Annotated in this window: 11 protein-coding genes; 3 read left to right on the forward strand and 8 right to left on the reverse strand. The window is 56.9% G+C overall.

Annotated features, from left to right (window positions below):
• Positions 1 to 31 precede the first annotated feature (31 nt).
• The gene (locus M3223_RS17665; RefSeq protein ID WP_251563976.1) at positions 32 to 676 is read right to left on the reverse strand and encodes a metalloregulator ArsR/SmtB family transcription factor; all 645 of its coding nucleotides are present in this window, start codon (positions 674 to 676) and stop codon (positions 32 to 34) included.
• Between the two features lie 349 nt (positions 677 to 1,025).
• Here M3223_RS17665 and M3223_RS17670 point away from each other — a divergent pair, with 349 nt between their 5' ends.
• Entirely contained in the window at positions 1,026 to 1,694 is a 669-nt protein-coding gene (locus tag M3223_RS17670) for an AraC family transcriptional regulator (protein ID WP_251563978.1), read from the forward strand.
• Positions 1,695 to 1,755: 61 nt separating this feature from the next.
• On the opposite strand, the gene M3223_RS17675 is transcribed toward M3223_RS17670, so the two are convergent.
• A complete protein-coding gene (locus M3223_RS17675; protein WP_251563980.1) occupies positions 1,756 to 2,328 on the reverse strand; it encodes an NUDIX hydrolase in 573 nt (190 codons plus the stop codon).
• 156 nt (positions 2,329 to 2,484) lie between these two features.
• On the opposite strand from M3223_RS17675, the gene M3223_RS17680 reads away from it, so the two are divergent.
• Positions 2,485 to 3,123: an HAD family hydrolase gene (locus tag M3223_RS17680; RefSeq protein WP_251563982.1), complete on the forward strand. Its 639-nt coding sequence runs from the start codon at positions 2,485 to 2,487 to the stop codon at positions 3,121 to 3,123.
• An 81-nt stretch (positions 3,124 to 3,204) separates the two neighbouring features.
• Here the strand turns inward: M3223_RS17680 and M3223_RS17685 are convergent, their stop codons facing one another.
• Positions 3,205 to 5,838 (reverse strand): LuxR C-terminal-related transcriptional regulator, encoded by a 2,634-nt coding sequence (locus M3223_RS17685; RefSeq protein ID WP_251563983.1) that lies wholly within the window; start codon positions 5,836 to 5,838, stop codon positions 3,205 to 3,207.
• A 163-nt stretch (positions 5,839 to 6,001) separates the two neighbouring features.
• Here M3223_RS17685 and M3223_RS17690 point away from each other — a divergent pair, with 163 nt between their 5' ends.
• Positions 6,002 to 10,075, forward strand: a complete 4,074-nt coding sequence (locus tag M3223_RS17690; protein ID WP_251563984.1) for a LamG-like jellyroll fold domain-containing protein — start codon at positions 6,002 to 6,004, stop codon at positions 10,073 to 10,075.
• A gap of 135 nt (positions 10,076 to 10,210) precedes the next feature.
• Here M3223_RS17690 and M3223_RS17695 read toward each other — a convergent pair whose 3' ends face one another.
• The 5 genes from M3223_RS17695 to M3223_RS17715 form a co-directional block, all read right to left on the reverse strand.
• Positions 10,211 to 10,783 (reverse strand): hypothetical protein, encoded by a 573-nt coding sequence (locus tag M3223_RS17695; RefSeq protein ID WP_251563985.1) that lies wholly within the window; start codon positions 10,781 to 10,783, stop codon positions 10,211 to 10,213.
• 105 nt (positions 10,784 to 10,888) lie between these two features.
• The gene (locus tag M3223_RS17700) at positions 10,889 to 12,274 is read right to left on the reverse strand and encodes an RsmF rRNA methyltransferase first C-terminal domain-containing protein (protein ID WP_251563986.1); all 1,386 of its coding nucleotides are present in this window, start codon (positions 12,272 to 12,274) and stop codon (positions 10,889 to 10,891) included.
• A 96-nt stretch (positions 12,275 to 12,370) separates the two neighbouring features.
• A complete protein-coding gene (locus M3223_RS17705; protein WP_251563987.1) occupies positions 12,371 to 13,456 on the reverse strand; it encodes a glycosyltransferase family 4 protein in 1,086 nt (361 codons plus the stop codon).
• Positions 13,457 to 13,637: 181 nt separating this feature from the next.
• The gene (locus tag M3223_RS17710) at positions 13,638 to 14,369 is read right to left on the reverse strand and encodes a hypothetical protein (RefSeq protein ID WP_251563989.1); all 732 of its coding nucleotides are present in this window, start codon (positions 14,367 to 14,369) and stop codon (positions 13,638 to 13,640) included.
• A 42-nt stretch (positions 14,370 to 14,411) separates the two neighbouring features.
• On the reverse strand, positions 14,412 to 15,107 hold the full coding sequence (locus M3223_RS17715; RefSeq protein WP_251563991.1) for a polymer-forming cytoskeletal protein: 696 nt from the start codon (positions 15,105 to 15,107) through the stop codon (positions 14,412 to 14,414).
• Positions 15,108 to 15,152: the final 45 nt, after the last annotated feature.

Consider the following 15,152-nt stretch of genomic DNA (forward strand, 5'->3'; position numbering starts at 1 on the left):
ATATGACGGGAGCGGGTACAGTTCCCGATTTTCAAGACAGCTGCGACCAGCGCGGCCACATTTCGACCGGGTTGCGCTCGTAAACTTCTTTTTCGCGGAATAAGTACTGGTGCATGATGAACTCGCGCCGCAGCGTCGCGTAATCGGGATGAAACTGCTGCAGAAATGCGTTGATTTCTTTCTCCGGGTAATGGCGTCCCGGCTCCAGCTTCTCCGCCAAATGCTCCAGCACGACCAGCTTCTTTTTATGCTGCGCCGGTATGCTTTTGAGCCTGCCCTCCTTATCGAAGAAGTTGCGCAGAACGCTGGAACGGTATTTATGCTCCGCCTCCGCGTTCTGACGATTCTCCAGCTCCCGCTGTTCCGCGTTCATATCCTGCTTATCCTCCCCGGTTTGTCCGTTTCTCCTGAAAATAAGCTCCGCCGCCGCGCTTGCTCCGTCGCGCAAAAAGGGCTCGTTTAAAGAAAAATAAATCGTATTTTTCTCCCGCCGCTCATTAATAAGATCGGCCTCACGCAGCTTGGCGGCATGATGAGTAATCGTCGCGGGTGTGAGCGACAGCCGTTCCGCCAGCGTCAGCCCGTTCAATTCGCCTTCGGCAAGCAGGATGAGCAGACGGATGCGGGTCGGGTCGGCCAGCGCTTTATGATAGGCAATTACCTTTTCCAGCTGCATGGGGTTTGCCTCCTTGTGCCACTGATTAGATTAACATCTAATTAGATAGTATTGAAATTACCAGCTGGTGTCAATGATCTTGCAGAAATGGCGCATCAGCGGCTAGGCTTGAAGCAGCGAGAATCGGTTACGATAACCGGGAAAGGTTGTGAGGCATGGACTGGGCCAGGAACATGAACGCGGCGCTCGATTATATTGAAGCCAGTCTTACCGGGGAATTTTCATATGCTGAGGCGGCTAAAAGAGCCGACTGTCCCGCTTACCACTTCCAGCGGATGCTTTCCTATCTGACGGGAATCCAGCTGTCGGATTATATAGGCGAAGGAAGCTTACGCTTGCGGCGGCAGATTTGCAGACCGGAGGCAGCAAGGTGCTCGACATCGCCTTGAGATACGGGTATGAATCGCCGGAGGCGTTCACCCGGGCTTTTGGAATGCTGCATGGATTGTCGCCAGTTGAAGCACGCAAGCCCGGCGCCAAGCTGCTCGTCTGCCCGCGCATGAACTTTCAATTTGAACTGCATGGAGGAAGCGCAATGAACTACCGGCTTGAGAAGCTGCCGCCGTTCACGGCGATTGGCATGGGAGAAAGAGTGCGGATGAACACCGCATATCAGGAGGTTCCTCAGCTGTGGCAAAAAGCGGCGGAGGAAGGCGCGTTTGCCCAGTTCTTTGAGCTCGGCGATCCTCACGGAAAACCTCGCGGAATACTTGGCATCTGCTCCGGCGGGAGCTGGGGTCAGGGGGAACAATTCGACTACATCCTGGGTACCGTCTCTCTCGCTCCTGCACCGGAGGGCTGGCGGACCATCCTCTTTCCAGAATGCCAGTGGGCCGTATTTGAAGCGGAAGGTATGCCAGAAACGCTGCAGGAGGTATGGACGCGTTTTTACCGGGAATGGGTTCCCGCTGCGGGTTACGAGCTCGCACCGCTGCCGGCTATTGAGGCTTATTTACATCCCGAGGAAAACCGCAATGAGCTGTGGATTCCGGTACTTAGCCGGGGACAGGAGGAATAAACGCAATTGGCCTGAGAGTCTCAAAGCTTTCAGGCTCTTTGCGCTGACCGATGATCGTTGATCAAACCCGAGCCGCTCCGGCGATCGGGATTGCGGTTGTTAAACCGGACAAAAAACGGGCCGCATAGCCGTTTAAGCTCTCTCTATCTTCAAGACGGGAATCGACCGGAACGGAGATAACTTCATGCAGCTTCTCCTCCGTATACCGGCAATGATGATGCCAAGGTTCCGAGTCATCGATCTTTCTCAAGATGTAAGGCAGGTTTGACGAAATTCCCTGGTTTTGCGGATGCAGCACCCATGTCCTCTTTTTCCAGTCGAGAATGCCTTCGCGAGTCTTAATCGGAGTCGGATAATCGAGCTGCTCCGGCAGACGAACAGCGTACACGGCCATTCCGCCAAAGTTGGCGGCATCCGCCCCCCATGTCACCAGCCCTTTAAATTGCAGCTCATATTGCCCGGACTCCAAAAATGCTTCCTCGCGGATTTCTCGAACCATTGAATTCCGCAAAGCTTCGCCAGACTCCAACTTGCCGCCAATGCCGTTCCAGCAGCCCATCCAGCCGGGAAATTCCCGGTTAAGCAGCAAAACTTCATCCCGTCGGCATACAAAACCGATGTTATAAGCGATCATAGCTTAAATAAAGCCCTCCTGCCGTTTTTTATCATCGTATCACAATCCCATTCCTTAGAACTTGTCATCTTGCGGAAGTAAGCTCGGTGTATAATGAACTTGTCCGGCAGACAGACTGCGCGGCAGTTCATACAGACAAAGGCGAGGAGAGGTTCGATGCAGGCATTTTTGTTTGACATGGACGGAGTTATTATCGACAGCGAGCCGCTCCACTTCGCTACAGATATCCAAACGGTCGCAGAGCTCGGGGCCGTTATCGACCAGGAGGGGCTTGAGCCGTTCGTCGGCATGACTAATCCCGAGATGTGGAAATCGCTCCGCGCTCAATTTGGGTTTACTCCGTCAATCGCAGAAATTATCGAAATTCAGACAAAACAAAAGCTAGCTGCACTCCATTCCAGTCAACTTGAACCGATTGAGGGAATTCGGGATCTGATTGATTCGCTGAGGATGCTCGGCATTCCAGCGGGCGTCGCTTCTTCTTCTCCTCGCAGCTTTATCGAAGCGGTTCTCGGCAAGTTCGGCCTCATAGATTCTTTCAGTTGTATAGTTAGCGGTGAAGAGGTGCCACGGGGCAAGCCTGCGCCTGACGTTTATCTGGAAGCCGCGCGCCAGCTCGGAATTAGCCCGGAGTATTGCGTCGTATTGGAGGATTCCCGAAACGGCCTGCGCGCCGCCAAGGCCGCCGGCATGAAGGCCATCGGCTTCCGCAATCCGAATTCCGGCAATCAGGACCTGTCCGAGGCAGACCTTATTGTGGCTGCAATCGGCGAAATTCGAGCGGACCTTCTGTAAACGCAGCTTCGGACCGCTTCAAGCTATGCTTGGAGCGCCTCCTTCTGCATGCAGAACAATAGCCAAAAACCTGCGTCCGTTCTAACTCCCCTCTTCCAGCAGCTGCAGCTCTTTGGCGGTGTGCAGCGCCTGAGTTCGCGAGGATACGCCAAGCTTATCGTATAGCCGGGACAAGTAAACCCGGACCGTGCCCGGCGAGAGCGCCAGCCGCGCGGCTATGTCGCGATTGGCCGCCCCTTCCCCGACGAGGCGCAGCAGCGTCAGCTCAATCTCGGTCAGCGGCTCTGCCGGCGTTTCCACGGACAGCAGGCGCGGCGGCGCATAGGCAAAACAGCGCAGCAGCCGGTTGGCATAGCCGAGCAGCTGACTTTGGCGCAGGAGCGCCGCCGGTTCGTCCTGGCCCAGGCTGTTCACAGACGCTGCGTCTTCGCCGATTAGCCGGGAGCCGCGTTCTTCCCCGCACGCCGTCCGAAAAGCGAGCAGCAGCTGCCTCATCGGCTCGCCCTCATTGACGAACAATCGGATATAGCAGTGGGGCTCGCTCCTTTCCAACGCTTCCGCAGCATACTGAAGCGCCCTGTCACGCCGGCCGCGGCATTGCTCCGCCAACGCCTGCAGGATGGCGGATTCAGCCAACCCGGACAACAGCCCCTCTCTCTCCTGCAATCTCTTGAGCGATTCCAGCATTCGCAGCGCCTGAGCCGACTTCTGCTGCTTCAGCAGCAGGCGAACCTGCGTCATAAACTCGTATTCCCGATGGTAGGCGGGTTTCTCTTTGAACTGCTGATCCGTCGGGCCGAGCCGTTTTTTGGCTTGCGCCGTTTTGCCAGCCTGCAGCAGCAGCCGGACTTGGGCGGATTGTAGATAAGCCTGCCAGTGCGCATCTTCAGCGCACGGGAGGCGCTCCGCCTCGTCCAGCACATCAGCCGCTTCCTCCGGCAAGCCGCGCGCCGCGTATAGATTCGCCTGGAGAATCGCCATTGGCACGGCCAGTCCAGGTACCTCTCTTGAGCTCTTCGCTCCCCGCAGCCCGGCCAGCAGCGCTTCACTCTCCTCCAGCCGGTTCCATTCAAAATACCCCTCCGCCAGCGCCTGCCGCACATACAGGCTCACATAGCTTTCACCCCAGCCGCCCTGCTGCAAAAGCGACGTAAAACGCAGTCCGATAGCCTCCGTATCGCTGCTCAGAACACCTTTCATCCCAAGCTCCGTCCGCCGGACGAGCGGTTCAGACCGGTTGAAATCAATATTATAATAAAGCGCCTCTTCCGCCAGCAGCCCGCTTCCGGCCCGTTCCGAGAAGGAATGCCATAGCTCGAACCGCCCCGAGAAAAAGATCAGATTGGATTCCACGAACAGCAAGCCGCTCCGCAGCCGCCGCTTGAGCGCGCTGTCAGGCATCGCCTCCGTATCCTGCCTTGCCGCTGCCAGTACGGCTGCGGCCGCTGAGCCGCGCCCTGCAACCGCGAGCAGAAACGCATGAAGCTGGCGCTGCTCGGCCGACAGCTCGCGCGCTTCTGCGTACCGGCTTAATAATCCGAGCAGCACGGGCAGCTCGCCCTGCCTGAAAGCGGCTCCCGCATAAGCGGAAATCAGTTCTCCCGTGTAGTCATAATCCCCGCAATCCAGACTGCAGCGAATCGCCTCCACCATCATACCTCTGTCCGCCAGCTTTCGTGCGGCGCGCCACAGCGCAGCGCGCTCCGCTCCCGGCTCCGGCTCCGGCCTGCCCAGCAAAAAGTCGCGAAACAAGGAATGATAACGGAACGAACCTGCTCCGCCAACCGGCAAAAGAAACAAATTATCTTCCTGAATCCGCTCCATCAGCAGTGCAGCCCGAGCTTGTCCGCAGCCGACCGCCGCTGCAGCAAGCTCGGCGTCCAGGCTGTCCAAAACCGCCGTAACACGCAAAAAGGACCTGACTTCAGCAGGCTGCCGCTCATAAACCTCTTCCATTAAAAAGAAGGAAAGCTCCTCGCTCAGATCCGGCGCGCCAGCAGGCGCTCCGGCCAGCGCGGCGAGCTGCAGGCCAGCCGCCCACCCCTCCGTATGCTCCAGCAGCCGAGTCCGCTGAGCCCCGGTCAGCGGCTCCCGCGATGCCAGATCGAGCAGAACGTCCGCTTCTTCTTCCGTAAACCTCAAATCCGCTGCCGCAAGATCAAGACGTCTGCCTTCCGATTGCCAGCGGCTCCCGCCAAAGCGCGGGACGGAACGACCGGCAACGATAACCCGGACCTTAGCCGGCAAATAGCGAAGCCAATACGTCATAGATTCGATGATTCCCCTATCCTTAATATGGTGGAAATCATCCATGACGAGTGCGGCTTCGCAGCCGCATGCCTGAAGCTCCCCGGTCAAAGCATCCAAAAACGTATATATCGACAGACCCGGAAGCGCGCTGCTCAGAGGCAGGCTGCGGGCAAGCGCGCCCGGGGGAAGCGCCTGCGCCAAGGCGCATGCCGCAAGGCGCCAGAATCGGGATGGTTCGTTGTCAGGCTCATCCAAAGCCAGCCATGCTATAGGACCGGCAAAACCAACCGCCCACTGGCGAAGCAGCGTCGTTTTGCCGTAACCGGCCGGAGCCGCGACAGCCGTCAGTCGGGCCGGGTTTCCGTTCATTTTTTGTAGGAGTCTTGGACGGGCTGCCGTTTTGCCCTGTCCGGAAGGCGGCGTTATTTTGGCGAGTGGCGGCATCCATTCGTTGCTTGAATTCATTGATATCCTCCGCGCTTTTAATCGGATTTACGAGAAACTCGTAGCGTTGACCTTATTCTAGTTCATCGCCCGTTCCCGTGAAAGAATTAACATTTGTCAGTCGTCCAAAAGTTGTTCTGTCTCTACAATGGAAACGACAGATGAAGAAGGAGGCACTACTTCCATGATGAAAAGGCTGCTCCGGCCCGCGCTGCTCGCGGTTCTGGCCCTTATTATACTTTCTGCCGCGATCGGCACTTCGGGAGCATTGGCCGCAACCAACGAACGCCCGACCGTTAACATGCTTGGCGACGACACCCTGAAGCTTGGAGGCAATTCAACGTATGCGCTTTTTCGCAACATACAGCGCCCTAAAGACTTCACCGCCGAAATCTGGGCCCGTTCCACGGATCCAGTATGGAATGATAACAGCGTGCTCATAACCTACCGGCACAGCGATAACGACTTTATGATTCACCCGGACAAAGGAACCCGCACCGTAGCCGTTTATATCAAACACAACGGCTCCTTAGTACGCGTCGCCCAATACACGCCGGACGATATTACCGAATGGCATCATTATGCGATAACGTATAAGTTCGCTTTCAACGGTCCTCTGCTCTTTTACGTGGACGGCAAACAAGTAGCGTCATACGCCGGTTTTAGCTGGGGATATGACAGCAACAGCCTGGCCAATTTGCTGCTCGGAGCGGACGATGGCCGTTATGGCAAAGTGGAGCTGGATGAATTCCGGCTTTGGAACCGGGTGCGGACTCCGTCCGAAATTAAAGCCGGCATGACTCAGCAAATGAACGGCAACGAAAGCAGCTTGCTGCTTCATGCCGGCATGGACGCTTGGGAGCCGGGATTCATAAGCGGTTCTTCCTATCAAAAAGGGAGCCGGGAGTATTCTTTGCCGGTCGCGTTAGAGGATCAAGCGCCGTTTATGCTGCCTGCCATCGGCTTTGCTGACAGCGACGCCGTCACGGATCAATATACCGTATCCCTGTCCGCTAGCCTTGGACAACTGACTGCCCTCGAAACAGCCGGGCTGCAGCTTGCAGCCGGTGCGCAGGGCAGCTCTTCCATAAGCTGGACCGGGGGTAGCGCTGCGCTGCATCGGATGCTTGCCTCGCTCCAATACGACTCTTTGACGGATGTGTCGGGGAACGACCAGCTGGTCGTTCACGTCACCGACTCCGGCAGCGCAGCAGCAGCGGAACCGGCCACAGGCGTTTATACGCTTCCGATCCGTATCGAGCCGGTCAATGACGCTCCCCGTTTTTCGCCGGGTCCAAACATGCAGGCCACGGAAGGCAGCGGCATCCAGACCTATGAAGGATGGGCTGCGCCGCTGTCAGCCGGACCGGACAACGAACGGCAAACACTCAGCTTAAACGTTTCCACGGACAGTCCCGAGCTGTTTGTTCAGGCACCCGCGCTGGATGAACAGGGGAAGCTGACCTTTCAGCCAAAGGAGGATGTCGAGGGCGAGGCGAACGTGACCGTTACGCTCAAGGATGACGGAGGTACTGCCAACGGTGGTGCGGATACAACGGTTAAAACGTTTAAAATAACGGTTCTTCAGTCGAACTTGCGGCCGTTTGTCTCCCCGGGTAAAGGCATTGCCCTCGATGGAAGCAACGACTACGTTCAATCGCCGTCCATCCAGATCAATTTATCCTATGCGGCAGAAATTTGGGCTCGCTCCCATACACCGCTGTGGGCCAGCTCCGCTCCGCTCGTTTATGCCAGCGGGCAAAACGGCTTCCAGCTCATTCCGACGGAAGGCACCAATAAGTTGTCAGTTCAATTCATGGACGGCTGGGGCGGACTCATATTCGAGGATGTATTCGAGCCAGAAAACCCGGACCGCTGGCATCATTATGCTTTTTCCTTGCAGGACAATCGCGGAGAAACTACAGCGAGTTTTTATCTGGACGGCACGCTTGTCGGGACCCGGACGGAATATATTGAACGACCGCGGTCTTCTAACGCATCCTTTTACCTTGGCACAAATCCGTCTAAGAGCTCCTTCGCTGCGACTGATATCGATGAGTTCCGCTTCTGGAGGGCGCCCCGCAGCCAGGAGCAGATTTCCAGCCAGTTCATGAGGCCTCTGCGGTCAGGCGATGCCAAGCCGCAGGTGTACTATCCGTTAAATGAAGCGCTAAATGGCACAACGAGGGACGAGAGCGGCTCACGGCTGAACGGATCCGTATTCGGCGCTCCCGGCTCGGCGCGCGCCTTTTTGCAAGGAGGCGGCGGTTTGCTGCCGCCCGCGGTTCAGACGACGCCGGAGGACCGCACGCTGAGCATGATTGTCGATTCCGTCGGAGACTTCGACGGCGAGGATCTTACGCTTACGCTGAGCGTATCCCATGGGCAAGCCGAGCTTGCCCATGCGGAAGGCTTAACACTGGAAGACGAGCTGCCGGGCAGCGGCGGTAAAGTTTACCGGGGCTCGCAGGAAGCTTTGCAGGCGGGGCTTCGGGGACTGGTGTACACGCCAGCGTTGAACTTCAACGGAACGGATGAACTGCGAATCTCCGTGAGCGACGGCGGCAATAATGGGCAGGGTCGTCCAAAAACGGCGGAGCGGAGCTACTCTATCGCCGTTGTGCCGGTAAACGACGCGCCTTCTTTTGAAGCGGGAGAAAATATTCAGGAGGAAGCAGGCAATCAGCTGCGTACTTATCCCGGCTGGGCAGCGTCTATCTTGCCTGGACCTAGCGATGAAGCCGCCCAGCAGGTGAGCTTTGCTGCTGCGGCGGATCGTCCCGAGCTGTTTGCGCTACAGCCGTCCGTAAGCGCGGACGGCACGCTGCAGTTCGCTTTTGCCGACGATGCGGCAGGAAGCTCTACGGTGCGGGTTCGCCTAAAGGATGACGGCGGAACCGAGCATGGAGGCGCCAACGAGTCGGAGGAGCGGCAGTTCGTAATCTCGGTGCTGCCTGCGCCGTCCCCGGAGCCTACGAGTACTCCGTCTCCTGAGCCTTCGAGTACTCCGTCTCCGCAGCCTTCGAGTTCTCCGTCTCCGCAGCCTTCGAGTACTCCGTCCCCGGAGCCTACGAGTACTCCGTCTCCTGAGCCTTCGAGTACTCCGTCTCCGACTCCTACGAGTTCGTCATCTCCGACGCCTACGAGTTCGTCGTCTCCGCAGCCTACGAGCACGCCGTCTCCGGAGCCTTCGAGTTCGCCGTCTCCGCAGCCTTCGAGTGCGCCGTCTCCTGAGCCTTCGAGTACTCCGTCTCCGCAGCCTTCGAGTGCGCCGTCTCCTGAGCCTTCGAGTACTCCGTCTCCGCCCCCTTCGCGTGCGCCAATTTGGAAGTTTGAAGCGGCTGTCGGAAAAAATACGCTTTGGTCCCTACATGGCGTTGCAAGCTTCGCTGTTGCTCCAAAATCGTTCAACAAAGACAGCAGCGTAACGGTAGCTAAAATAGCTAAGGAAGAACTGCCTGCGACGGAAGGCCTTATACTGGCCGGTCATGCGATTCGCTGGTCGGTCCCTGCCGATACAGACATTCTCTCTCCAATTATGATTCAACTCCCGACACTGCAGCAGCCATTCGGCCTGTACCAATACAGCGAACGGCTCCGTCGGTGGGTGGCTCTCGAAAAGGCTCCGTCCGGAGAATCGTTCTCTCCGGGTGAAGGCATAATCGCCGCCTTCCAAGAGACGGCGCGGTCGTATAAGGATTTATCCGGGCATTGGGCCGAGCCGCAAAGCCTCAGACTGAACCGGATGGGGATTATGCAAGGCATGCCTGACGGCACATTTCAGCCCGACAAACCTATTACGCGAGCCGAGCTTGCCGTTATGCTGGCCCGTATGTTAAACCTTGCTGTCTCGCAAGATCAGCCAGTTTCATTTGCCGACAGCAACGAGATTCCGGCTTGGGCCCGCGAAACGGCAACCATCATGCTGCAAACAGGTCTGTTAAAAGGCATTCCGGCTTCTGACGGAATAAGGTTTGAAGCAGAGCGGCCTATGACGCGTGCTGAAGCAGCTGTTATGGCAAAACGTGTACTCGAATTATTCGGAGAGACAGCCGATTTCACAAACCGGCAAGTTGCGGCAGGCTTCACCGACTCCAGCCTCATTCCGGAATGGGCTCGCTCTTCCATTGAGGAGATTTCCGAACACGGTATCCTAAACGGTTACTCCGATGGCAGCTTCAAATCCGGTTCCAAAATGACACGCGGAGAAGCAGCTGTTTTATTCTCCCGCTTGCTGGATTATTCTCTTCACTCTTAACGCGTCTCGGTGAAAAACGGACTGTTTCAAAAGCCTCAAAGAATTATTTTGAAAAGGTTAATCATCACCAACGGGAGGAGGCTGAGCTAAGCTCAGCTTCCTCCCGCCTTTGTTTAACTGCTATCATGGCCTTCTTCAGCAAATTGCGGGCAAAACAACTCCACCTGACCATCCCAAGCTTGTTTTCCAAGCTTCGAAGCAGGAAGCACCGGAATCCCCTGTTTTGTAGTAAAATACGCTTTGCGGATCAATCAACGGCGAACAGAAAATTACCGGAGTTTCAATCGTCCAGCCCTTATTTAAGGGCATAAACGGTCTTATTTCTTCCTTTTCTACCGTCCAGCCCTTATTTAAGGGCATAAACGGTCTTATTTCTTCCTTTTCTACCGTCCAGCCCTTATTTAAGGCCTTAAACGGCCTTATTTCTTCCTTTTCTACCGTCCAGCCCTTATTTAAGGCCTTAAACGGTCTTATTTCCTCCTTTTCTACCATCCGGCCCTTATTTAAGGGCATAAACGGTCTTATTTCTTCCTTTTCTACCGTCCGGACCTTATTTAAGGGCATAAACGGTCTTATTTCTTCCTTTTCTACCGTCCGGACCTTATTTAAGGGCATAAACGGTCTTATTTCTTCCTTTTCTACCGTCCGGCCCTTATTTAAGGCCTTAAACGGTCTTATTTCCTCCGCTTCAACCTTCCGCCCCTTCATTAATGGCGCGAAACGCCAATCCGAGCCTGGCGCAGCGGCACGGTGCACAATTACGAGATGTATTCATGCAAAGAAGCGGCGCTCCGCCCACTTCGGCATACTCCCCTACACACCGGTCCAGCGCAGCCCCTTCGGGAAATGGTTTTTCAGCTGGCCATCCGCCAGCTTGCCCCAGCCGATGCTGTAGCCTCCGGCCAGCACGAGCTGCCAGCCCTTGGCGCCGCTGCCAGCGATCGTTTCGCCCCGCAAATACGCGGCCAGCCCCGGCGAGCCGAGCGGCAGCTCGGCGGAAGCCTTCACGGCTTCCGAACCAAGCGAAAGAGCCAGCGCATGCGAAGGCTCAAAACGGTTCTTTTTGAGCGTGCCCAAATGCCAGCCCGGGCGAAGCACCTTTAGCCCGTCCAGCTCCAGCATCTCCTCCGGCACGACATACAGCTGGTCGCCGAACAGCAGATGCTGCCCCTGCGGCAGCTCAGCGAGCGTGTCGCGAGCAAACCGCAGATAATCTTCCGGCAGCTTGTCCCGTTTTAGGCCAGCCGCATAACGGCGTTTGCCCCGGAACGGAACGGCATCCGCAGCCTCCGATTTGCGCAGCACGGCAGCGTAATGTCCTTCTCCCCGCACGAGATGCGGCCAAATCCGTACCGTGCGCTCCAGCCCGGGGGCCGGATCGTCCGCCCACTCCGGCCTGCCCGCCGAAAATCCCTCAATCCGCGCCGCTTCGGCAATGGCAAACTCGGGATGCTCCCGCAAAAACCGGCTCACGGCGCTTTCGTTCTCCTCCGGCGAAAACGTGCAGGTGGAGTAGACGAGCGTGCCGCCCGGCCGCAGCATTAGCGCGGCATGGTGCAGAATATCGCCCTGGCGCGCGGCGCATAGCTGCACATGCTCGGGGCTCCACTCCTCGCAAGCGCCGGGGTCCTTGCGGAACATGCCTTCTCCGGAGCAAGGCGCGTCCACGACGATCCGGTCAAAAAACTCCGGGAAGCGCGGTGACAGCCGATCCGGCAGCTCGCTTGTAACGACGGCATGGCGCACTCCCATCCGCTCGATGTTTTGGGACAAAATTTTAGCCCGGGCCGGATGGGGCTCATTGGAAACGAGCAGACCTGAGCCCTGCATCAGCCCGGCAAGATGCGTGGACTTCCCGCCGGGAGCGGCGCACAGGTCCAGCACCTTCTCGCCCGGACGGGGCGCCGCCAGCTCCGCCACCGCCATAGCGCTAGGCTCCTGGATATAATAGAGGCCCGCCTCATGCCAAGGGTGGCGCCCCGGGCGCTCCTCCGCACCGTCATAATAAAAGCCGTTCTGTGCCCAAGGCACCGGCTCTAGCCGAAACGGCTGCTCCCGCAACAAGCGCTCCGCCGGGACCTTGAGCGTATTAATGCGCAATGCCTGCGCGCGCGGCTCCTCGTAACTGCGGCGGAACGCTTCGTATTCCTCCTGCAGCAGCGACTTCATTTTGGACTCGAATGAATCCGGCAGCTTCATCACACGCCTCACCTCGGGTTCATATCATCGGCGGCACCGCCGCCAAAAAAAGCTATGAACATTCTACCGGGATCAAGCGGCGAATTGCAACTCGCCTCAGATGGCTTTTGGCGTTATTCCTTGCAGCATGCCAAGCATGGAGCAAAAATGCCCGACGTAAACGCCGGTTGAAAACTGCTGCCGGATATGCGCCTCTCCCTGAATACGAATGCGCTCTCGGAAATAAACATCCTGCATCAGCTGATAAGCGTTCTTTGCGCCTTCTGAAATATCGCCCAGCGTATAAAACTTTCCCGTCACATCGGGAATAATGAAGCGCGTTACGCCTCCCGAATGCGTTGAAAGCACCGGACAACGGCATAACATTGCCTCCGCAACCGCGTAGCCGAACCCTTCGCGAATCGAAGTTGACAGCAGCACCCCGCCGGAATCTCCAATAATGCTCAAATAGTCGGCCATCTGCGAGTGGGGAACGTTGGAGCGGAGCGTCAGACGTCCGGCAAGCGGCGACGTTGCCCTCCACCTCTCGAAGGCTTCTCTTTCCCACGGCTCGTAAAGGGTGGCGTCCTCGAACATCCACAGCGACAGTTGCGGGAATTTTGGGGCAATCAAAGCGGCGATCTCCAAAAATTCCCTCCAGTTTTTGTTCGCTTCAATCCGTCCAATCCAGCCGAGAATAGGATGGGTCACGATCGGAAATTGGGAATAGCCGAAATTTTCCGTATCAAGCGGGTCGTCAAAACAGAACTGCGTAATATCAGGATAAGCGCTTTGAAAAATATCCTGCAAATGCCGGGTCATCGGATATAAAATGCCGTCCGCGCAATGGGTCAGCACGCTCCCGTGAGCCTGCAAAAAGCTGCCGGCCTGTTCAGGCGTACCCATGCCTTGAACCTCAAACACGAGCCTGCCTTTATAACCGCTTAAACGAATATGCTCCAGCAAAACAATGTGGCTGCAAACGATAACTGCATCGTATGCTTCGCGGTGAATCAGCCGGGCAATATCGTCATAGTCTTGTGAAACGAGTACAGGGACGCCAGTTATATTTTTCAGCCCTTCCCCGATGTTTGTGTACAGCAGATGAGTTCTGATGCCGTTCGCCGTCAACGCATGGGCGCGAATACGGTTTAACGTCTCCATGCCTCCGCTGGGCATGGAAAAAATAAGTAAAATCTTCAAGTTATCTCCCCGCATTCGCGGTGGCAGCAATCATATGGGCGCATAAAGCCGCACACCTCCAGCATCCGGTTTTTATCAGCGTATGCTTGCCTTTATGCGCCCGTGAAGCGATTCCGCTAAAGCCGAAGGCTTGCCTTGGACAACAACACAAACGCCGGACCGCAACGGCCCGGCATTCCAGTTATCGTTTGATCCGCTCGCCAACCTTTGCATCCGACAGGACAGTCAGCTCGCCGCTGTATTCCACGGTGCCGATCTCGCAGCCTTCCCCGATAAATACCCGGCCGCCGCGCACAATATCCGCCCGCGTATGCTCAAGCTCCACCACGTCGCCTTCAATTATTCCGGCTTCTAGCATAGCGCTGGACGATGGCCGGAAAAAGAGACCGAGCAGCCGCCATGCCGCCCCGGGGCGGCTAACGCGGATCGAGCCGGCTGTAAGCTGGCCGATTCGGGAATCGCCATACAGCTTCAGCTCCATATCCTCCGCCCGAAGCTGGCCGGACACCCGGGCCATGCCGCGAATCATAACCGTTTCCGCGTCACAGGTAATCGCTTCCATATCTCCGTTCAGCCGGATGCTCCCGGCGCGCAAAGAATCCCGGGCGTATGCTTTCCCGGACATCCGCAGCTCCTCCAGCACAACCTCTTCACGGACCGTCAGTTCACCTGTAATTCGGAATACGCCTCCGGCCAGAGATTCCGCCTCAACCGTTCCGGTCACAGCGGACTTTACCGCCGTTAATCGGCCGTACACGTTCAAGCTGCCCGTCACTTCCAGCCGGCTGCAGTCCGTATTTCCATGAATGGTGCTGTCGCCGGTAATGGTCACCCGTTCGTAGCTGCCTCCCGCAATTGAAGCGTCGCCCGTCAATCTGACATATCGGGCCGGATGCTCGATCTCCGCTTTCATACTGCCGCCTCCTTTTGCAAACCCGTGATTGTTTTAGCGACGTTAGAAGCGCTTCGTTTGGCGAATATCGGACTGCGAATGCAGCTCAAGCTTCTCTGAATACTGCACGAGGCCGATGTCGCAGCCAGGTCCGATTTTCACTCTTGTGCCGCGCACAACGCTGGCCGTCGTATGTTCCAGATAGATATCCTCGCCTTCAATCGTCCCTGCATGCAGGCGATGCTCCTTCGGAAATGAGAGGAGCTTCTGCCAGCCCGACCGCAGCCAGTCGCCTTTGACGGAGACATCCACCTTTCCGGCGGACAGCTCGCGGACACTGCTCTGGCCATCCAGCTTCATGCGCATCTCTCCTGCGCTGAGCGCATCCAGCTTCAGCTTGCCTTCCGATATGAGCCGCTCCGCCTGACAGCATCCATGCACCGTGAGGCTGCCGTACACTTTAGCTTCTCTGCACTTCATCGCCTCTTCCACGTCCAGCATGCCCTCAATCTTGCAGCATTCCGCTTCAAACCAGCTGCCGACCTGGGCCAGGCCATGTACTTCAGCGTTGCCGGTGCGTACCGAGCCTTTAATATCAGCTTTGCCATTTACGATCAAGCTCTCGCTGTCGATATCTCCGTTCACCCATGCGATGCCGTCGATCTTGGCGCTCTGCACCTTTCCTCCGTTCAATACTCCGATGCCGCTAACACGTAAATCGTCTCTATCGCCCCGCCAATGCCCTGCCTTCTCCCCCATAAGCCATGCCTCCTCGCCATTTTGAAGGGCGGTTAATTCCCCGAA

This window comes from Paenibacillus pasadenensis, from assembly GCF_023715725.1.
GTDB lineage: Bacteria > Bacillota > Bacilli > Paenibacillales > Paenibacillaceae > Paenibacillus_O > Paenibacillus_O pasadenensis_A.